Raw genomic sequence first — 19826 nt, 5'->3', positions numbered from 1 at the left:
CCACTGGAGCGTGCTGATGAATCGGATATCCGGACGGCTGATAGTTGGGCTCATTGCTGTCGCGCTGTTGACCTCGCCCAGCTTCCATGAATTCCGGGTCCTCGGTACGCCGACGGCCGCGCCACTGCCGGTCACCGTCGACATCGACGCCGCGGCGAACCGCGGCCCGCTCAAGCCTGTGTACCGGTTCTTCGGCGCGGACGAACCCAACTACGCGTACCTGCCCGACGGTCGGGAACTGCTCGGCGACATCGGCGACCTGGGTCCGGCGCAGACCTACTTCCGCGCTCACAGCCTCATGGTCACCGGAGACGGCAAACCCGCGCTCAAGTGGGGCTCCACGAACATGTACACCGAGGACGCCCAGGGCAAACCGATCTACAACTGGACGATCGTCGACCGCATCTTCGACACGTATCTCGAACACGGCGTGAAGCCCTATGTACAGATCGGCTTCATGCCCAAGGCGCTGTCCACCAAGCCCGAGCCGTACCAGCACCACTGGAAGCCCGGCGATCCCTACGACGACATCTTCACCGGCTGGGCGTACCCGCCGAAGGACTGGAACAAGTGGCGCGAGCTGGTCTACCAGTGGGCCAAGCACTCCGTGGAAAGGTACGGTCGCGCGGAGGTCGCGACCTGGTACTGGCAGGTCTGGAACGAGTCCAACGCAGGCTACTGGAAGGGCACCGCTGCCGAGTTCCGCAAACTGCACGACTACGCGATCGACGGGCTGCGTCGGGCGATCCCGAACGCGAAGATCGGCGGCGCGGACACCGCCGGACCGGGCGGGCAGTTCCAGCGTGACTTCCTGACGCACACGCTGCGCGGCACCAATTACGCCACCGGCCGGGTCGGCCCCGCGCTGGACTTCGTGTCGTTCCACGCCAAGGGATCGCCCAGCGTCGTCGACGGCCATGTCCGGATGGGTATCGCCAACCACCTGCGCGCTGTCCGGGACGGCTTCGACATCGTCGCCTCGTACCCCGAGTACAAGAACAAGCCGATCGTCATCGGCGAGTCCGACCCGGACGGCTGCGCGGCCTGCTCGTCAGCCGTCTACCCGCAGAACGCGTACCGCAACTCATCGCTGTACGCCAGCTACACCGCTGCCAGCTTCGCCCGCAAGCATCAGCTCGCCGACCGCATCGGCGTCAACCTGGAGGGCGCGCTGACGTGGGCCTTCGAGTTCGAGGACCAGCCGATGTTCGCAGGCTTCCGGGTGATGTCCACCGAGGGCGGCATCAACGTTCCGGCGTTCAACGCGTTCCGGATGATGGGCAAGATGAGCGGACAACGGCTCGCTGTCAAAAGCTCCCACGAGGTGCCCCTGGACACCATGCTCAGCACCGGCGTACGCGGAGCCCGGCCCGATGTCTCCGCCATGGCGGCCCGGAACGGCAACCAGATGTCCGTGCTGGCCTGGAACTACCACGACGACGACGTGCAGGGGCCGGACGCGGCCATCAGCTTCAACCTGAGCGGACTGCCTGCTGCAGCTGCCGCCGGTGCCCGCGTTACCCAGTACCGCATCGACGACCGGCACAGCAACGCGTACACCGCCTGGCAGCGGATGGGATCACCGGCCACGCCGACGCCTGATCAAATGGCCGAGCTGCGCGCGGCAGGCCGGCTCCAGGCCATCGGCCAGCCGGAAACGGTACCGGTGTCGAACGGGCGCGCCACGGTGAAGACGCAGCTGCCCCGCCAGGGCGTGGCCCTCCTCGCCATCTCCTGGTAAGGGCAACAGGCGAACTCGGGGGCCGCTCGGCGGCAGGCTGAGCAGCCCCGTCCAGGATGTGAGTACGGCCGTGTTGGGCAAGTACGGCCACGTGCGCCATGCCCTACGCGGAAGCCACCTGGGTCAGTGCCTTGATCTCGGTGGCCGTCAAGGTCTTGCCGTACACGCGGAAATCGTCGACCGCCCCCTTCAGGTAGGGGTCGGCGCCGTACTGGGACTTGCCGATGTACGCGGCGCGGATGTGGTTGCTGAAATAGCGCGGCTCCACGGTGATGTTCGCATTGCGGCCCGCCTCCTTGCCGTCCACGTAGAGGACGGCGGTGCCGCTGCCGTACGTGACCGCCACGTGCACCCAGCGCCCGGTGGGCAACGGGTCGGCGTTGATGCGCTGCTCGGCTCCTCCGCCGCCGGCGGTGATGGCGTAGAGGAGGGTGCCGTCGCCACTGAGGGGGGTCAGGAACATGTTGGCGGTGACGCCGGTGCCGATGTCGAAGATCCGGCTCCAGGCGCCCGGTTGCCCGTCGAGCTTCACCCAGGTGGCCACCGTGTAGGCGGAGGCGCCCGCCAGGATGTCGTCGGCCAGGTCGACGTAGCCGCCGGTGCCGTCCAGGGTCACGCCTCCGCCGATTCGGCCGGACGTCGTCCAGGAGGCGCCGGCGACCAGTCGCGCCGTCTTCCCGTTGCCGGTGGTGTCGGCGGCCGTGGTGCCGGAGGTCTCGTCGAAGCGGTGCCAGGCGGCGAACTCCGGAGGTGGGGAGGGCGGTTCGCCGGTCAGCCAGTAGACGTGGTAGCGCTGGTGGTGCACGCGGGCGATCGGCAGCAGCGCGACCTCCTTGCCGTCGGCACGGGCGGTGAAGCGCAGCGGCTCCTGCGACTCCTGCCGTACGGACGTGACGTCCAGGCGCGGCATCCGCGGCGTCGCCAGGTCCCCGTACGCCCCGGCAAGCACCACCGGGCCGTGCAGCACCGCCTGTACGTCGGGGTCGTCGGGCGTCGGCGCGACGATGGTGCGCATGGGCAGCGACACCTCGACGCGGTCGCCGGTGCTCCAGGCGCGGTCCAGGGTGAGCCAGCTGCCCGGCTTCGGACGGTCGGGCAGGGCGACGCCGTTGAGGGTCGCCCGGGCGCCGGAGGACCAGGAGGGGATGCGTATCAGGAGCCGGTGCGAAGCCTGCCCGGCGGTGACGGTCAGCACGGTGGAGGACCGGTCGGGGAACCGGGTGGTCTGCCGCCAGGTGATGCCCTTCTCACGCCAGACGACCTGGGAGGGAATGAAGAGGTTGACCAGCAGCCGACGGTCGTCGTGTGCGTAGACCGTGTCGGCGAACTTCGCCTGCGTCTCCATGCCCGAGCCGTGGTCGCAGGAGAAGTTGTCGTAGTCGGTGGAGTAGACGTCCGGGTCCGGTCCCATGAAGGGCGGCTGCTGCTTGAAGGCGCCGGGCGCCAGGCCGGTGTAGTAGATGTTGAAGCCGTGGGCAGAGTCCGGGTCCTGCTCGCCTAACATCTGGTTGAAGAGGGTCCGCTCGTAGTAGTCGAGCAGGTCCGTTCGGTCGGGTGCGTGGAAGTGCAGCAGCCGGGTCAACTTGAGCATGTTGTAGCTGTTGCAGTTCTCGCACGTGTTGTTGGACAACTGGCCCGCGATGACGTCCGGTTCGTGGAAGCCCTCGCCGTTGCTGTTGCCGCCGATGACGTAGGTGTGGTGGTCGGTGACGATCTGCCAGAAGTTCTCGGCGATCGTGCGGTAGCGGTCTGCCAGGCCCTCCTCCCACAGCCGCACGGCGCCGATCGCCTTCGGGATCTGGGTGTTGGCGTGCAGCCCGGCGAGTCGGTCCTCGTTCCTGGCCAGCGGGTCGAAGACGCGAGCGTGGGTGAAGCGTTCGGCGACGTCGAGCCACTGGGCGTCACCGGTGATCGCGTGCAGGTCTGCGAGCACGTCGTTCATGCCGCCGAACTCCGTGTCCAGAACGCGCTGCAGCTGCTCGTACGACAGCTTCGAGGTGCGCCGGTCGACCCATTCGGCCTGGCGGAGCACGACCTCGAGGGCCTGGTCACTGCCGGCCAGCCGGTGCTGGTCGACGAGACCTGCCATGATCTTGTGGATGGTGTAGTACGGCGCCCACACGCCGGTCCCGGCCTCCAGTCGGTCGAAGAAGCTCTCCGGGAACGCGGACAGATAGCCCCTGCCGAAGCCTGCGGCCGGCGACGCGGCCTGGCACTCGGCGAGGGCGGCGACGAGCCGGCGGCCCTTGTCGGCCAGCGCCTGTTCACCGGTGGCCGCGAAGGTCAGGGCCAGGCCGGAGAGCAGGTGACCGGTGGAGTGGCCGCGCAGTTCGACGTTCGGCCCCTCCCAGCCGCCGCACGGCTGGGCGCTGCTGGGCAGGCCGACGTTGGTGCGGAAGGTGTGGAGCAGCCGGTCGATGTCGACGAAGCGCAGATAGGCGGAGTTGCGCTGCTGGTTGTCCCGGAACGGGCTGTCCAGCAGGGTCACCGCGGCGAGGGGGAACGGCCACACGGGCGTGGCCGCGGCCGGGGCGGCTCGGGTTCCGGTTCCGGTTCCGGTCGCGGCGTGGGCGGTACCGCCGCCCGCCGTGGCCAGGGTCGCTCCCGCCGCGGCCGTGCCGGTGGCCGCGAGGAAGTGCCGTCTGCCGAGAGATGGGTTCACGAAATCCTCCGCATGCCGAAGTCACAAGGCGGCGGTGCTCCTCCACCACCAAGCCTTGTTCGAAATACCGAATGTTGTGCGACATGCTGTGCGGGGTTCACGCTAGGGATCTGCCTGGCGATGTCAACAGTGCGTGCGGAGGCGGAAGTCGGCTGACGCGCTGCGGCGCACCGGCCACCGTCGGGCGTCCGGTGCGCCGCGCAACCCAGGCCTACCGGCCAGTGAACCGCGGCTCGCGCTTCTCCAGGAATGCCCGCATCCCCTCCGTCTGATCCTGTGTGGCGAACAGCGCATGGAAGGTCCTGCGCTCGAACAGGACGCCTTCCCGGAGGGACACCTCGAGGGCCCGGTCCACCGCCTCACGGGCCGCCATGGCTGCCGGTTTGCCGTACGAGGCGATCGCCGCGGCCGCGGCCGAGGCCTCCGCCATCAGGCGGTCGGCGGGAACCACGCGAGCCACCAGACCCGAGCGCTCGGCCTCCTCGGCGTCCATGGTGCGCCCGGTGAGGATCATGTCCATCGCCTTGGCCTTGCCGACCAGCCTCGTCAGGCGCTGGGTCCCGCCGATGCCCGGAATCACCCCGAGCTTGATCTCCGGTTGTCCGAACGTGGCGCTCTCCGCGGCGATGATGAAGTCGCACATCATCGCCAGCTCGCAGCCGCCGCCCAGCGCATAGCCGGAGACCGCGGCGATCTTCGGCGTGCGCAAGCTCGCAAAGGCGTCCCAGCCGGCGAAGAAGTCCTCCTCCAGCATGTCGACCGAGGATTTGGGGGCCATCTCCTTGATGTCGGCGCCGGCCGCGAACGCCCGCTCGGAACCGGTGATGAGAAAGCAGCCGACGCCGGGATCCCGGTCGAGCGGCTGCAATGTGCTGACAATGTCGGTCATCAGCTCGCTGTTGAGCGCGTTGAGCACCTCAGGTCGGTGCAGGCGCACGGTGACGACCCGGCCGTCCTGCTCGATCTTGACAAGATTCATGACTGCCTCCGTTGCGACTGCTGTTACGAGTCCCAGATGGCTCCGTACGCGGGGATGCCACGGCACTCCATGCCGTGGACGACCTGCCACGTGAGCCTCTTGTTCGAGATGCAGATGACGGCCTCGGCCCCGAAGGACTCGTACGCGCTGTACGCCAGCCGGACCATGTCGGGCTTGCCGTTTTGCGAGGTGTCCCAGATGACAGCGTCGGGCTGGACGGCCAGGATCTCGTCGACGAGCGCGTCGCCGTAGGTCGTACGGGGGCTGCGGGTCGCCCACACCAGACGCGCCGGCACCTGCTGGGCCAGGAGGTGGGGCAGGCACGGTCCGATGCCGCTGCCGGTGGCGACGTAAATCACCTTGGTGAAAAGTGTTTCGATGTTGGCCACACCAGCAGTGGTGATGCCCTTCACCCACACGTGCGACGGGCAGTCGTCGATGAACGACCCCGTCCAGTCCCCGGCACGCGAGATGGTGAGGCGGAAACCCGCCTCCCCGGGGGCCGGGACATTGGCGAACGAGTGCCACTCCAGCAGGGGACTGCGGCTGATCGCCGTCGAGGACCCGGCGAAGGGCGTCACCCCGTGGTTGAAGCCGACCAGCGCCACATGCGACGACGGCCGCTCGATGGAGACGGGCACCCTGCGCAGGCGCAGCCACGGGAGGGCGATGCTCATGGTGAGGACGGCGAGTATCCACATGCTCGGTGCCATCACCAGGGGACTGCCTTGGCTGCTCGCGAACAGCACCGTCTGCGCCCAGAACAGCGCCAGTGCCGCCCAGCCGCCGAAGCGGTGCACCTTCTCGAAGGTGTCGTGGAACCGCGCCCGGAAGGGCGGCACTGCCGTGGCCACGAGGGCGACGAGCAGCGCCACCAGCGCGCAGGAGACCGCGATCATCCCGGTGGACGCCCCCTGGTGGATCAGCGAGCCGGTGAAGGCAAGGAACCAGAGCGTTCCCGCCACGGCGCCGCCGACGTGCAGCCCTCCGAAGTGGTACACCTTCGCCAATGTCCACCGGATCTTCAGCGGCCAGCTGGTGGGTGCCCGCGTGGCCAGCCGGAACAGCAGGTTGATGACGTACTGCTGGCGGATGAGGACGGCGAGCGAGAAGTTCGCCAGGGCGGCGTACGACAGGGTGGACGGTGCGATGCCGCCGTCGCTCAGGCCGTACGGCAGGAGGACCAGGTTCACCGTCAGAACGAGGGCGATGAGGCGGTTGTAGTGCATCAGGCGCGGATCCTTGAGGATCCGTCGTAACGGCGGTGTCTGCGGCGGGAGTTCGAGGTCCGCTCCGGCCGGAGCGCCGGCCTCGGCGGTACGGAGTGGCGTCATGACGCCACTCCGGCCTCGGCTCGACGCTCCACGGCCAGACGCAGCAGCGCCGCCTTGTCGATCTTCCCGCGGCAGGTCTCGGGCAGCGCGGGGAGGGAATGCACGGCCGAGGGCGTGCAGTAGTAGGGGAGCGCGGCGGCGACGGCCTGTTGCGCCGCCTCGGGATCGATGTGGCCGGGGGAGACGAAGGAGACGAGCCCGGTGTCGTCCAGCTTCAGTGTCACCGCGCGGGCGCATCCGGGGACGGATTCCAGGACGGCGGAGACGGAATCCAGCTCAACGCGGAATCCGCGGATCTTGACCTGGTCGTCGGTCCTGCCGAGGTGTTCGAGCTCGCCGTCGTCCGTCCAACGTCCCAGGTCGCGGGTCCGGAACATCGTCCGTCCGCCGCCGAGAAACGGATCCGGCGCGTACCGCTCGGCATTGAGCGCGGGGTTGCCGAGATAGCCGGCCGATACGCAGTCGCCGCCTGCCCACATTTCGCCGGTCTCGCCGATGGCACAGGGGCGCAGCTGCTCGTCGAGGACGTACACGGTGTTGTTGGGGGTCGGTCGTCCGATGGTGAGGCGCGGGGCCGCGGGGTCGTGGCGCTGCATGGTGTTGACGATGGTCGTCTCCGTCGGGCCGCAGGAGTTGTAGAAGGTGCAGAAGCGGGCCCACCGGTCGGCCAGTTGCCGCGGGCACGGCTCCCCGGCGACGGCCGCGATCTTCACTTGGCGGCAACGGTCGGGGTCGACCGAGCTCAGGACGGTCGGTGTCGCGATGACCACGTCCACGTGCTGCACGGTCTCGGCGATGTCCTTGTCCCGGATGACGAGCGTGGCGCCGTGGGCGAGGCACCCCAGGATTTCCCACGCGGCCATGTCGAAGGCGATGTTGAGGATCTGGCCGACGCGCCAGCCGGGGCGTATCCCGAGGCCGCCCGGCTCGGTGAGGAGGATGTTGCAGATGTTCCGGTGCGTGACGGTGACGCCGTTGGGCTGCCCCGTGGTGCCGGAGGTGAAGAGCACATAGCAGCCGTCGTCCCGGCCGATGGGCCGGTCCGGCTCGAAGACGCCGTGGTCATGAGGGAGCTGCCGCAACGGCTCGGCCATCACCCTGTCGATGGCGACGCGGACATGGCCGTCGGGCACCGGGACGAGGTCCATGGCGCCGGAGAGCGTCAGGATCACCCGCGTCGACGCCGTGCGGATGACATGCCGGAGCTGGGCTTCCGGGGCGACGCCGAGCTGTTGGGGCACGTAAGCCGCCCCGGCCTTCAGCGTTGCCAGGAGGCCGACGAGCATGGGGATCGAGCGGCGGACGAATAACGCGACTCGATCGCCAGGGCGTACGCCCAGCGCCGCCAGCCGGCCCGCGAGCCGGTTTGCCTGGCGGTCCAGTTCGCCGTAGGTGATCGTGGTGCCCAGATGCTCGGCGGCGATGGCATGCGGGTGTGCGGCGGCATGGCGCTCGAACGCATGGTGGATGCAGGAGTACGGCACGGGCTCGGACGGCCCTTGGCCGAACCGCTGGAAGAGGCGGCGATCGCGGTCCGAGAGATGGTCAAGGAGGGGCGTGGACCGACGTATCCGGCCTGGCCGCTCTGCCTGGTCTGCTCCGTATACCTGGCTCCTTCTGACATGAGCGTTCGGCGCGGTCGTCGCCGACCCTGCCCGCTCGGTGAGCTCCTGGTACATCGCATCTGATCCCTTCACGTGACGGTCGTTCGTCTAGCCGGATCTCGTTCGGCATGTCGGACAAACTTCAGGGCTCGCGTCAACCGGGCACCGGGTGCGGTCGGGGTTCAGTCCTGGCTGCACATGAATGCATCATGTGGCACAACGAGAACTGCTGTCCCAGTGGTTGAGAGCTTAAGGACCGTTACAGCGTCTGCGAAAGATGGCCCGACGGCGCGAACCGGCCATTCGATGATGCCCCGGCGCCGCCGGCCGCCGCGCTTGGCGTCAGCCCGCCAAGGACTCCGGCTTCACGCGTGTGTAGCTCGATGCTCTCGTCCAAAATGTCGGAATCTGGACTAACGTCGAAGCGTCGCAAGCTTCAAGGCGAGGAGTATCTGCCAGCTGTGGAGGCCGCCCTGCGGAACTGAGACGGCCACCGGAGGGAGCATCGTCGTGAAGGAGCCGTCATGTCAGCCGTCGACATCAGCCCCGCAGCCGCGGTGTATCGCCGGTCCCGCTACGCAGCCGGCACCACCGCCCTCGTTTATGAGGGCACTGAGATTTCTGCGGCCGAGGTCGCCCGAACCGTGCGAGAAATGGCCACCGGCCTGGCCCAGGGCGGACTGCGCCGTGGCGACCGGGTCGCCTACCTCGGCTTCAACAGTGCCGTGCTGCTGCAGGCGCTGCTCGCGGGCGCCCACCTCGGCGCGGTCTTCGTGCCCGTCAACTTTCGGCTCGCGGCAGATGAGGTGCGCGACATCCTGATGGACTGCGGAGCGCACACACTGATCGTCGAGGAGAGCCACAGGGGCCTGGTGGAGTCCATCCGGACGGAGGTGCCCGCTCGCCTGCATGTGCTGGTGGACACCGACGCAGCATGCCCCTGTGTCACCGAGGTCGCCCCGCTGTGGACACGGTTGTCCGAGCTCCTGGGCTCGGCTCGCCCCGACCTGGAGCCCGTGGCGCTACACAGCGAGGACCTGGCGGTGCTGATGTACACCTCCGGCACCACCGGGCGGCCCAAAGGCGTCATGCTCACCCACGGCAATCTCTGGTGGAACGCCGTCAACGTGGACAGCGTGCTCGACACCCGGCGCTATGACACCACCCTGGCCGTGGCCCCGCTTTTCCACATCGGTGGTCTGAACGCCCTGACGCTGCGCACCCTGGTGCGCGGCGGCACTGTTGTCGTCCGCCGCGCCTTCGACCCAGCGCAGTGCGTTGAGGACCTCGTCCGGTACCGCGTGGCAGGCTTGTTCGCCGTACCGACGATGTTCGCCGCCCTGGCCCGAACGCCCGGCTTCGCCGAGGCGGATCTCAGCGGACTCCGCTCCGCCATCGTGGCCGGCGCACCTGTGCCACCCCAGCTCATCCGCGACTACGCGGAGCACGGCATTCTCCTTCAGCAGGCCTGGGGGCTGACCGAGACCTCCCCCTTCGCGACCTACCTGCCCGCCGACCTCACTCTGGAAAAGACCGGCTCCTGCGGCGCCCCCATGCCGTTCACGGAGGTGTGCCTTCTCGCCCCCGGCAGTGGAGCGGTGATCAATGAACCCGGGGCCCGTGGCGAGCTCTGCGTGCGAGGCCCGAACGTCACTCCCGGCTACTGGAACAATCCGGCCGCCACGCACGAGGCCTTCGACGAGGCGGGATGGTTCCACACCGGCGACGTCGGCTACTGCGACGAGGACGGCTTCTACTACGTCGTCGACCGGATCAAGGACATGATCATCAGCGGCGGCGAGAACGTCTATCCCGCGGAGGTCGAGCGGGTCCTGATCGAGTACCCCGGCGTGGCGGAGGTGGCCGTCATCGGTATCCCCGACCCCGAGTGGGGAGAGGCCGTGCTGGCCGTCCTCGCCTGCGAGCCGGGCACCGCACCCACCGTGGGGCAACTGAGCGATTTCGCCGGGCGTCACCTCGCCCACTACAAGCTCCCCACCAAGGTGATGCTCATGGACCGGCTGCCCCGGACCGCCAGCGGCAAGCTCGCCAAGGCGTCTCTGCGTCAGCAGGTCGAGCAGCAATCCGGGGCCTGAGGGAGGCAAGGGCCGGCCGGGAATCCGGGATGTGCCGAGGGCGCAGACCGGGCTGCGGCGGGTGGCAGCCGGGCCCAGCCGGGCCTTCCGCCCTCGACGATGGGGGTGGTTCTGCCCCGGCCTGGTGCCGTCCAGGGGCCGTGGCGGTGTGCCGGGCGGCGGAGGCGTCCCGGCGCTTGAGAATGCCTGGTCGGGGAACGATGCTGAGAGCAGACCGTAATAGATCGGTCGACACATCGTATTCCGTGCGAACGTTGCGTGAGGGACGAAAGAAGCGCCCATGGCCGAAGACGCCGGAGGCCGGCAGGGCCGGGATCCGGGCGATGCGCGTACGCTCCCCGAGGTGCCCGTAGCGTCCTTGGATGCGCACGGCGTCGTCACGGCGTGGAGCGGCGAGGCCCGGCAGCTGCTGGGGTACGAGCCCGCCGAGGTGGTGGGGCAGGCCGCTGCCGACCTGCTTGCGGAAGAGCTCCCCCCGGCTGCCCGGCGAAGCTGTACCGATCGGAAGGAATGGAGCTGCCGGATCGCGGTGCGGCACCAGGACGGCCGCCGCCTGGAGGTGCTGCTCCAGGCACATCCGCTGCTCGACTCGCAAGGAGACGCCCATTGGGTCCTGTCGGCCGCGGCCCCGGAGGCTGCGCAACGATCGGGTGCGGCGGGCCCGGACGAGCCGGGTGCGGCGGTGCTGAAGGAGTGGGCGCTGGCCCAGCTCCCGATACCCGTGGCGGTTTACGACCGCGAGGTGCGCCTCGTCGGCGCCAACGAGGCGATGACGGACATGCTGTCGAAGACCGAGGCGCAGATGCGCGGCCTGCGCCTGAGGGAGGTGCAGCGCCACCCCAACTTCCAGGAGTTCGACCGGCTCATGGAGCAGACCATGCGGACGGGGACCATCCTGTCCAATGAGGCCTTCGGCCGTACGCCTGGCGAGGTCCGGGAGCACGCCTGGTCCATGTACTTCTACCCGCTGAGGGACGCCGCCGGGCAGGTGCACGGTGTGTCCGCCGCGGTGTACGACACCACCGATCAGTACTGGGCGCGCCGCCGCATGGCCATTCTGAACGAAGCGAGCATCCGCATCGGCAGCACGCTGGATCTGCCCCGCACCGCACAGGAGCTCGCGGACATCGGCACCGACCGGTTCGCCGACTTCGTCACGGTGGATCTGCTCGACTCCGTACTGCGTGGTGAGGAGGCGGACGAGATCCCGTCCGCCGGGCCCCCCGTCCTGCGCCGCGTAGCACAGCAGTCCGTACTGGAAGGCTGCCCGGAGGCGGCGTTCGAGATCGGAGAGGTGCACACCTTCCCGGTGCATTCACCCCCGTCCAATGCCCTGGGCACCGGACGGCCCTCGAGGCATCGCCTCGACGCCTCCACGATACGGATGTGGACGGCGGGCTACCCGGCTCGCGCCCGGAGCGTCCGCCGGTTCGGTATCCACTCGAGCATCGTGGTGCCGCTGGTCGCGCGGGGCATCACCCTCGGGCTCGCGCTGTACTTCCGCCACCGCACCGACGATCCCTTCGACGACGACGATGTGCTCCTTGTCGAGGAAATCGGGACCAGGGCTGCCGTGTGCGTGGACAACGCCCGCCGCTACACCCGTGAGCGCGCCACCGCACTGACCCTCCAGCGCAGCCTGCTCCCGCAGCGCACGCCCCCGCAGTCGGCCGTAGAGATCGCTTCGCGCTACTTGCCCGCGGGTTCGAGGGCGGGCGTGGGCGGCGACTGGTTCGATGTGATCCCGCTGTCCGGCGCCAGGGTCGCCCTTGTGGTGGGCGACGTAGTCGGTCACGGCGTCCACGCGTCCGCCACCATGGGCCGGCTGCGTACGGCGGTGCACACCCTCGCGGACGTCGACCTGAGTCCGGATGAGCTGCTGACCCGGCTGGACGATCTCGTGATCCGGCTCGACCGGGTGGAGACGTCGGGAGGCGTGGGGCCGGAGGCGTCGAGCGCCGGAGAGATCGGCGCGACGTGTCTCTACGCGGTCTACGACCCGGTGTCTCGTCGATGCACGCTCGCCCGGGCCGCTCACCCGCCGCCCGTCGTCGTACGCCCCGACGGCAGCGTCGAAGTTCTGGACCTGCCCGCCGGACCCCCGCTCGGCCTGGGCGGTCTTCCCTTCGAGGTCGTGGAATTCGACCTGCCCGAGGGCAGCCTGCTCGCCCTGTACACCAACGGATTGATCGAATCGGCCGGCCGCGATGTCGATGACGGTCTCGCGCTCCTGAGCAACGCGCTCGCCCGGCCGACCCCGTCCCTGGACGAGACCTGCGATGCAGTGCTGCACGACCTGCTGCCCGAGCGCCCCACCGACGACATCGCCCTGCTGCTCGCGCGCACTCGCGCCCTGGACGCCGACCAGGTCGCCAGATGGGACCTGCCCGCGGACCCGGCCGTGGTCTCCTACGCTCGCAGGCAGGCTTCCGACCGACTGGCCGCCTGGGGCCTGGACGAAGCCGCGTACGTGACCGAGCTGGTCGTCAGCGAACTGGTCACCAACGCCATCCGCTACGGCGGCAGCCCCATCCAGCTGCGCCTGATCCGGGACACGACACTCATCTGCGAGGTCTCCGACGGCAGCAACACTGCTCCGCACCTGCGCCGGGCCCGCGTCTTCGACGAGGGCGGGCGGGGGCTCCTGCTGGTCGCCCAGCTCACCGAGCGCTGGGGCACCCGCCACACCCCAACCGGCAAGGTCATCTGGGCTGAGGAACCCCTCCCCACCCCGGCCTGACCGGTATCAGGGCGGGCGGCGTCACACGGCGCGCATTCCCCTGTGCCATGCCTTGGCGGACCCATCATTGGTTGGCCTTTTTCTCGGCGCGCGGCCGATGGCTGACATGGCCTGCCTGCCCCCGTGCACTCGAGCATCATCGACGTGGTGCGCTCCCTCTATGACGCATTCGGCCGTAAAGACATCGACGGTTTCTTGGGCCTCCTCGACCCCACGGTGGAGATCTATCAAACCGACCAGCTGCCGTGGGGTGATCGCTACCGAGGCATCGAGGGCGTCGTAGTCAGCTTCCAGTCGCACATCGACACCCCCGAAATCGCGCCGGATCTCGCACACATGCGCAAAAACCCGCGATGGCATGGTGGTCGTCGATGTGTGGGAATCTGAGGAAGACTTCCGCGTGATGATGGAGAACCCCGCATTCCAACAGAATCTCCGCGAGGCTGGGACACCGGAGCCCGACAGTCTTGAAGTTCTGCCTGTTCATGCCTCGATTCCCTGAGTGAGTGTTTTGAACTGGTCAGCGGATCGCTAGTCCGCCCGGGCCGGTCGTGACCGGTCGGGGCGAGCCTGTTTGGTCAGACGCCGGGTCACGACGGTGATCATGCATCGTCTCCCGCGCCATCTGCCACCCGGAGCGTGCACTGCGGCGGGGGCCGTCGTCATCAGCGGGCCGCCGCTGGTGTCACGCGGGTTGGTCTGCTTCCCTGTCTCCGGCTCTCTGCCCGCGCATCGCGGGCTGCCACCCGCGGAGGGAAAACCGCCCAGCCAAGGTTGGCGGCGCCCTCGCCGAACCATCGCACGCCGACGTCGCGCAGCTCGGCGGCGGAGGCGAGGACCGACGCGACGACCACGTCGGGCGCCCGCCGCAGCCGGTCGGCTGCCGCGCTTCGTGCAGCAGAGCGCCGTCTACCCCGTGCGAGCCTCCGGTAGGTCTAGTCCACTTTCGTGTCGGAGGGTTTTCCCGCCGTTCTCCGCCGTTCCCGGTGAGGTGCCGGTCGGTCGCGATCAGGGCGATGGAAGGGGTCGACTAAAACGAGATGAATCGTAGTATGGGCTCTTTGCGGCCCGGATCCGCGCACCCTCGGGAACGGCGGGGTTCCGGTGTGTTGTGCACCCCATGACAAGGCGGTAGGCGTAGTGGAGCGGCGGTACTCGAGGGTCTTGGCAGCAGGCATTGCGACGGCCATGGCTTTCACCCTCTCTGCCTGCGGACGCTTCGAATCCGTCGGCGGCGACGACATCGGTGACGTCGACCTCAAGCTCGTAGCGGCCGACTATGGCGACCGGCCCGGCAACAGCTCCCGGCTGTACTGGGAGAGCCTGGCCATGGAGTTCGAGGCCAAGAATCCCGGTGTCACCGTCGACGTCGACGTCTACAGCTGGAACGAGGTCGCCAAGAAGGTCGCCGCCATGGTCAAGCGCGGCGAGGCCCCGGACATCGCCCAGATCGACACCTACGCCGAGTACGCCGACCAGGGCCTGCTCTACAGGGCCGACCAGCTGCTCTCCATCGCCACCCAGGCCGACTTCCTCCCCGCCCTCGCGGAGGCTGGCGAGGTGCACCGCGGGGTGCGCCGCGTGCAGTACGGACTGCCGTTCGTCGCCAGCACCCGCGTGCTCTTCTACAACAAGGAGCTCTTCGCCAAGGCCGGCATCACCGAGCCGCCGCGGACCTGGGATGACCTGCGGCGTGACGCCGCGGCCCTGAAGCGGGCCGGGGTCAAGATCCCGTACGGACTGCCGCTCGGTCCGGAGGAGGCGCAGGCCGAGACCCTGAACTGGATCCTCAGCGGTGACGGCGGCTACACCAACGCCCACGGCGGCTACACCATCGACTCCCCCGAGAACGTCCGCACCTTCGAGTGGCTGCGGGACGAGCTGGTGGGCAAGGGCCTCACCAACCCCCACCCCGGCAGGACCGACCGGCAGGACGTCTTCGACGCCTTCACCCGCGGCGAGGTCGGCATGCTCAACGGCCACCCGACGCTGATGCAGCAGGTCGACGACAAGGGCGTGAAGTACGGCACGGCACCGCTGCCCAGCAAGAACGGGCTCTCCGGGGCGACGACCGGCGTCGCCGACTGGATGATGGCGTTCAAGAAGCGCGGCCACCGCGAGGCGGTCGGCAAGTTCCTCGACTTCGCGTACAGCGAGAAGAACGTCCGGCAGTTCGCCGACCAGTACGACCTGCTGCCCGTCACCACCTCCGCCTCCGAGGCGATGCGCGCCGACGAGAAACACCGGAAGCTCTGGGAGTTCCTCGCCCAGCAGCCGACCGCGGTGTACTACCCGGCGTACAAGCGGTCCTGGGGGTCGGTCGCGGCCGACCTCAAGGAGTCGATCGGCGGGGTCGTGGAACGCGACGGTGACCCGGCGAGCGTGCTGGAACAGCTCCAGCGCGAGCCCGACGCCACAGAGAACGCCTCCGAGGACTCCGAGTAGGTGGGCGGTATGACGGAGGGGCCACAGGGGCGCCACCAGGACCGGTACATCGCTTGCCGCGCCTCCGGCCGCCCGCCAGCAGCGCCAGGCGCCCGGCGCCTCGGGGTGCCGACGAGGCGGTGACGATCCGTGCTCGGCCGCCAGCCGCTGCAGGATCCGGTCTCCACGCTGCATCGCGATCACCCGCTGCCGGGCCCCCTGAAGCCTCCGCCACCGCCGTGACCTGCACCGACCCGAGCAGAACACCGCTTCCGCCGCCATCGTCGGCGGAAGCGGATCACCACACTCCCGGCAGTACTGCCGGCCCACCCCGCCAGACGTCACAACCCAGATCATCCAGCCGGTCAGACCTCACGGTCAGAGTTCAACAACACCTACTGAGTCCCCCAGCGCTCCCAGGGGTGCCTGTCCACCCCGTGCGGCGGGTGAACTGGTGGCCATGGTCGGCTCGACACCTTGTCGTCGATCGAGTGCGCGCTGTGATGGCCGGGGGACGCCTCGCTGCGCCCATGCCGCCGATCTGGAGTGCGCTTCGACGTTGCGTGGTCTGGTACGCGGGAAGAAGCTGCCGGAGGACGAAGGGCTGCGGGCCCTGGATCTGCTCGGACGCATGAACCTCGGCGCTATGACCATGTGCCGCTGCTCCCGGCGACGACCAGGCCGACCTCGTGGCAAGGTCGTCACCGACGGCACGAACCGGTGGCTGACCGTCGCTCTGGACCGGTCCGCGCTTGCGGCCGACGCCGAGCCGGCCACGCAGCCGGTCGTGTCGTCTTCGGCGACATCGTCAGGGGCTGGGAGCACGGATCACGTTTTACGTCCTGGTCAGAAGGCGAATTAGGATCCTCTCGGTTGATTCTTCTGCACCGGAGGAGCTCATGGCACGGCTGCCCGCCGACGTGCGCCGGGCACAATTGGTCGAGGCCGCGATCCGCGTCATGGCTCGGGACGGCGTCGCCCGGGCTACGACACGGGCCATCGTGTCCGAGGCCGGCATGCCGCTGGGCTTCTTCCACTACTGCTTCCGGTCCAAGCAGGAGCTGCTGCAGACGGTCATGGAGGCCCTCGTCGAGCACAGTCGCACCGCGGCCATGCAAGTCGTGGGGGATCACCGGACGGTGCGGGACGCCATCCACGCGAGCCTCCAGGGGTATTGGTCGCACGTCGAGGCCAACCCCGAGGAACACCTGCTCACTTACGAACTCACCCAATTTGCCCTGCGCCAGCCAGGCTTCGAGGAGGCGGCCGGCCGGCAGTACGCGGCGTACCTCTCCGCCATGACGGAATTCCTCGAGGCCATCGCCGGCGCCTGCCGGATCGAGTGGACCGTGCCGCTGCCGATCCTCGCCCGGTATGCGCACACCGCGGTCGAGGGAGTCACGCTCCTCTGGCTGGTGGAGCGGGACAGCGAGAAGGCACAGGCGGTGCTCGGCGAGGCCGTTGACCATCTGGCCGAGCGCGCCCGGCCGCGGCACGCCCCGGCCAGTCCGGAGTAGGGCAACGCACCGCAGATCGAGCCGATCGTCCCTCTCCTTGAGATTGGACTCTTGACCAAGACGGTCGCACAAGTCATCCTTCCGGAGCGCCCCATTCCGGAACGCCGCAACGGACGATGTGGTCGACGGCGGGCGGCGTTGCGCGGCATCCATCGGCCCGGCTGACGGCGGAGCGTGCGGCCAGCCGACCCCTCCAAGGAGGCCAGTCATGAGTCTTGGCCGCATCTGGCGAGCGGCAGCCGTCGTCGCCATCGCCGCGGGCGCGGCGCTGGCCGCGCCCGGCATGGCAAGCGCACACGAAGAACGCGAGTCTCACTTCCCCGATGGCAAGGGCGCGGTGCCCACCTACCGTTCGTATCCGGCCGAGAACCGGCTGGTCGTCTGTCAACCGGAGTCCGCGGGACTGATCTCGGCGTTCCCGAAGGGGACGGTCAAGACCCAGAACCAGCGCTTGCTGAAGGAGTGCCGTTTCAACTCCATCCAAGACGCGGTCAACGCCGTCCAGGTCCAGCAGTCGACCGTCTACGTGCTGCCCGGCACGTACACGGAGGACAAGTACGCGGGCATGAAGCCCGAGGGGGACTGCGACCTCAGCAATGGCAAGGCCGATCCGCTGGGCGACGCCACCTCCTATATCGGCTCACTGGCCCCGAAGGCCGGCGTCGCCGGCTCCGAGGAAGAGGGCCAGCCGGTGGCGATCTCGTACGCCGATCAGCTCAAGTGCCCGCACAACCTCAACATGATCGCCGTCATGGGCGACCAGACCCCCGACGACGAGAGCATCTACTGCGACAGCGCGCGGTGCGGTCTGCAGATCGAAGGCACGGGCGTGAAGCCTGAGGACGTCGTCATCGACGGCAGGTTCCGCAAACTCAACGCGTTCCGCGCCGACCGCGCCGGTGGCCTCTACCTGCGCAACTTCTCCGTGCAGCAGGCCGAGTTCAATGCGCTGTACGTGCTGGAGACCGACGGCTTCGTCATCGACAGGGTCACGGCCAGGGCCACCGACGAGTACGGCATCCTCGCCTTCGCCAGCGACCACGGGGTCATCAAGAACACCGACACCTACTACAACGGGGACTCCGGCGTGTACCCCGGCTCGGCGTCCGACGTGAACGCGACGAACGACAAGTTCGGGCATGGCGCCGACATGCGCTATTCGATCGAGATCTTCAACAACGACATGCACCACAACGCGCTGGGCTACTCCGGCACCGCCGGCAACTCGGTCCACGCGCACCACAACCGGGTCCACGACAACCTGCTCGGCATGGCCACCGACTCGGTCTTCCCCGGTCACCCCGGCATGCCGCAGGACCACGCCCGCTGGTCGCACAACAAGATCTGGAACAACAACCGGAACTACTACAAGGAGTACGTGCAGACCGGTGCATGCGAGCGGCCGATGGCCGAACGAAAGTACCTGGAGGGCGTCGTGTGCCCGGTCATTCCGATGCCGGTTGGCACCGGTGTGCTCATCGCCGGCGGCAACTACAACCTGATCGAGAACAACGAGATCTGGGGCAACTGGCGCGCCGGTGCCATGCAGCTGTGGGCCCCGGCCCCGATCCGGGACGAGTACGACCCGGCGAAGCTGTACGACACGTCGAATCACAACCACTGGGTCGGCAACAAGATGGGCTTCGGCCCCGACGGCGACGACAAGTCCGACCTCAACGGCATCGACTTCTGGTGGGACGACGAGGGCGTGGGCAACTGTTGGGAGGGCAACACCTCCGCGTACGGCAGCAGCCCCAAGACCAACTTCGTGACCGCGCCGGCCAGCTGCGAGCTGGGTGGTTCGAAGTTCGTGCCGGGCACGTCGGTGGTGAAGGACTCGGACTTCCTCACCTGCATCCAGTACAACCGCGACGACGAGTACTGGAGGAACCCGCCCGGCTGCTCTTGGTTCGAGGACCCCAAGGAGCCGACGAAGTCCGACAGCGACGGCCTGCAGCCGCTCGCTGCCCAGAGCACCCGGGCTGAGGGGGCGGTCCTGGCCGGTGTCTCAGGATTGGTCACGCTCATGACGGCATTCCTCATTGGCCGTACGGTCGTTCGCCGCCGCGCGCGGCGCGGTGCGGCATGAGGAAGCGCACTGCGGTGGTGTCCAGCGGGGTAGCGCTGACCGCGACGCTCGGCGGGCTGGTCACCCTCACGGGGCACCCACTCGCCGGGCGCGGCCCGACGTCGGTGGCCGGCACGCCTGCCAGCGCGATCTACCCGATCGCGGGCGGCCCGGTTCGTGAGATCCGGTACGTCGACCGTGACCTGCTCACGTACACCTTCACGATGCACAACGCGTCCGCGCTCCCGGTCACCATCGCCGGTGTCGGCAGACCGGAGCATGAGGCAACGATGCTGCAGATCCGCAGACTCACCGACGAGTCGGGTGACAGCACGTTCACCGTGGCACCCGGCCATGACGAAGTCGTCCGGCTGTCGCTCTTGATGACCGGCTGCGAACGGGTCTCCTCGCGTGCCGCGAGCATGGTCGGCGAGGTGCCGGTCAAGGTGCGAACCGCCGGTGTGCTGCCGCATACGGCCGTCGTGGATCTCCCCGAGCGGATCCGTACCCAGTCCCCTCGGGACAAGCGCTGCCCGCGCTCCAACAGCGCCACCCGCTCCCCGGCCTGATGCTCGGGGGCGGGGCCGACTCGCTGAGCCGCCGGCGCACTGGGCAGCGCCGGCCCGGCGACCGCCGCGCCGATCACGAACGTCAGTCCTTT

General features: G+C 68.6%; 12 protein-coding genes. 8 read left to right on the top strand and 4 right to left on the bottom strand.

Annotated features, from left to right (window positions below; translation table 11 throughout):
• The first annotated feature begins 16 nt into the window (after positions 1 to 16).
• On the top strand, positions 17 to 1741 hold the full coding sequence (locus tag ACTWQI_RS15405; RefSeq protein WP_443270820.1) for a GH39 family glycosyl hydrolase: 1725 nt from the start codon (positions 17 to 19) through the stop codon (positions 1739 to 1741).
• Positions 1742 to 1844: 103 nt separating this feature from the next.
• Here the strand turns inward: ACTWQI_RS15405 and ACTWQI_RS15400 are convergent, their stop codons facing one another.
• The 4 genes from ACTWQI_RS15400 to ACTWQI_RS15385 form a co-directional block, all read right to left on the bottom strand.
• Positions 1845 to 4403: a beta-L-arabinofuranosidase domain-containing protein gene (locus ACTWQI_RS15400; protein ID WP_443270819.1), complete on the bottom strand. Its 2559-nt coding sequence runs from the start codon at positions 4401 to 4403 to the stop codon at positions 1845 to 1847.
• Positions 4404 to 4614: 211 nt separating this feature from the next.
• On the bottom strand, positions 4615 to 5382 hold the full coding sequence (locus ACTWQI_RS15395) for an enoyl-CoA hydratase (RefSeq protein ID WP_443270817.1): 768 nt from the start codon (positions 5380 to 5382) through the stop codon (positions 4615 to 4617).
• Between the two features lie 23 nt (positions 5383 to 5405).
• Positions 5406 to 6716, bottom strand: a complete 1311-nt coding sequence (locus ACTWQI_RS15390) for a hypothetical protein (RefSeq protein WP_443270816.1) — start codon at positions 6714 to 6716, stop codon at positions 5406 to 5408.
• A complete protein-coding gene (locus ACTWQI_RS15385; RefSeq protein WP_443271033.1) occupies positions 6713 to 8287 on the bottom strand; it encodes an amino acid adenylation domain-containing protein in 1575 nt (524 codons plus the stop codon). Before ACTWQI_RS15385 ends, ACTWQI_RS15390 begins: the two co-directional genes overlap by 4 nt.
• 557 nt (positions 8288 to 8844) lie before the next feature.
• Here ACTWQI_RS15385 and ACTWQI_RS15380 point away from each other — a divergent pair.
• The 7 genes from ACTWQI_RS15380 to ACTWQI_RS15350 all read left to right on the top strand — a co-directional run bounded on the left by ACTWQI_RS15380 (position 8845) and on the right by ACTWQI_RS15350 (position 19734).
• The gene (locus tag ACTWQI_RS15380; protein ID WP_443270814.1) at positions 8845 to 10416 is read left to right on the top strand and encodes an acyl-CoA synthetase; all 1572 of its coding nucleotides are present in this window, start codon (positions 8845 to 8847) and stop codon (positions 10414 to 10416) included.
• 280 nt (positions 10417 to 10696) lie between these two features.
• A complete protein-coding gene (locus ACTWQI_RS15375) occupies positions 10697 to 13156 on the top strand; it encodes a SpoIIE family protein phosphatase (protein ID WP_443270812.1) in 2460 nt (819 codons plus the stop codon).
• A gap of 123 nt (positions 13157 to 13279) precedes the next feature.
• The gene (locus ACTWQI_RS15370) at positions 13280 to 13543 is read left to right on the top strand and encodes a nuclear transport factor 2 family protein (RefSeq protein WP_443270811.1); all 264 of its coding nucleotides are present in this window, start codon (positions 13280 to 13282) and stop codon (positions 13541 to 13543) included.
• Positions 13544 to 14296: 753 nt separating this feature from the next.
• On the top strand, positions 14297 to 15601 hold the full coding sequence (locus ACTWQI_RS15365) for an extracellular solute-binding protein (protein ID WP_443270809.1): 1305 nt from the start codon (positions 14297 to 14299) through the stop codon (positions 15599 to 15601).
• 878 nt (positions 15602 to 16479) lie between these two features.
• Positions 16480 to 17097 carry a TetR/AcrR family transcriptional regulator gene (locus ACTWQI_RS15360; RefSeq protein ID WP_443270807.1) on the top strand — a complete coding sequence of 206 codons (618 nt, stop codon included), beginning with the start codon at positions 16480 to 16482 and terminating at the stop codon, positions 17095 to 17097.
• A 208-nt stretch (positions 17098 to 17305) separates the two neighbouring features.
• Complete coding sequence (locus ACTWQI_RS15355) at positions 17306 to 19186, top strand: right-handed parallel beta-helix repeat-containing protein (RefSeq protein ID WP_443270805.1); 1881 nt, start codon at positions 17306 to 17308, stop codon at positions 19184 to 19186.
• A complete protein-coding gene (locus tag ACTWQI_RS15350) occupies positions 19183 to 19734 on the top strand; it encodes a hypothetical protein (RefSeq protein ID WP_443270804.1) in 552 nt (183 codons plus the stop codon). Before ACTWQI_RS15355 ends, ACTWQI_RS15350 begins: the two co-directional genes overlap by 4 nt.
• Positions 19735 to 19826: the final 92 nt, after the last annotated feature.

The organism is Streptomyces sp. KR80 (assembly GCF_052245555.1).
In the GTDB taxonomy this organism is placed as follows: Bacteria; Actinomycetota; Actinomycetes; order Streptomycetales; family Streptomycetaceae; genus Streptomyces.
This window is presented reverse-complemented; position numbering and strand designations above follow the sequence as displayed.

Excerpts from the sequence above, each read along its gene's own strand:
- ACTWQI_RS15405 (WP_443270820.1), top strand. The coding sequence starts at position 17 with ATGAATCGGATATCCGGACGGCTGATAGTTGGGCTCATTGCTGTCGCG.
- ACTWQI_RS15360 (WP_443270807.1), top strand. The coding sequence starts at position 16,480 with ATGGCACGGCTGCCCGCCGACGTGCGCCGGGCACAATTGGTCGAGGCC.
- ACTWQI_RS15350 (WP_443270804.1), top strand. The coding sequence starts at position 19,183 with ATGAGGAAGCGCACTGCGGTGGTGTCCAGCGGGGTAGCGCTGACCGCG.
- ACTWQI_RS15390 (WP_443270816.1), bottom strand. The coding sequence starts at position 6,716 with ATGACGCCACTCCGTACCGCCGAGGCCGGCGCTCCGGCCGGAGCGGAC.
- ACTWQI_RS15375 (WP_443270812.1), top strand. The coding sequence starts at position 10,697 with ATGGCCGAAGACGCCGGAGGCCGGCAGGGCCGGGATCCGGGCGATGCG.
- ACTWQI_RS15380 (WP_443270814.1), top strand. The coding sequence starts at position 8,845 with ATGTCAGCCGTCGACATCAGCCCCGCAGCCGCGGTGTATCGCCGGTCC.
- ACTWQI_RS15355 (WP_443270805.1), top strand. The coding sequence starts at position 17,306 with ATGAGTCTTGGCCGCATCTGGCGAGCGGCAGCCGTCGTCGCCATCGCC.
- ACTWQI_RS15395 (WP_443270817.1), bottom strand. The coding sequence starts at position 5,382 with ATGAATCTTGTCAAGATCGAGCAGGACGGCCGGGTCGTCACCGTGCGC.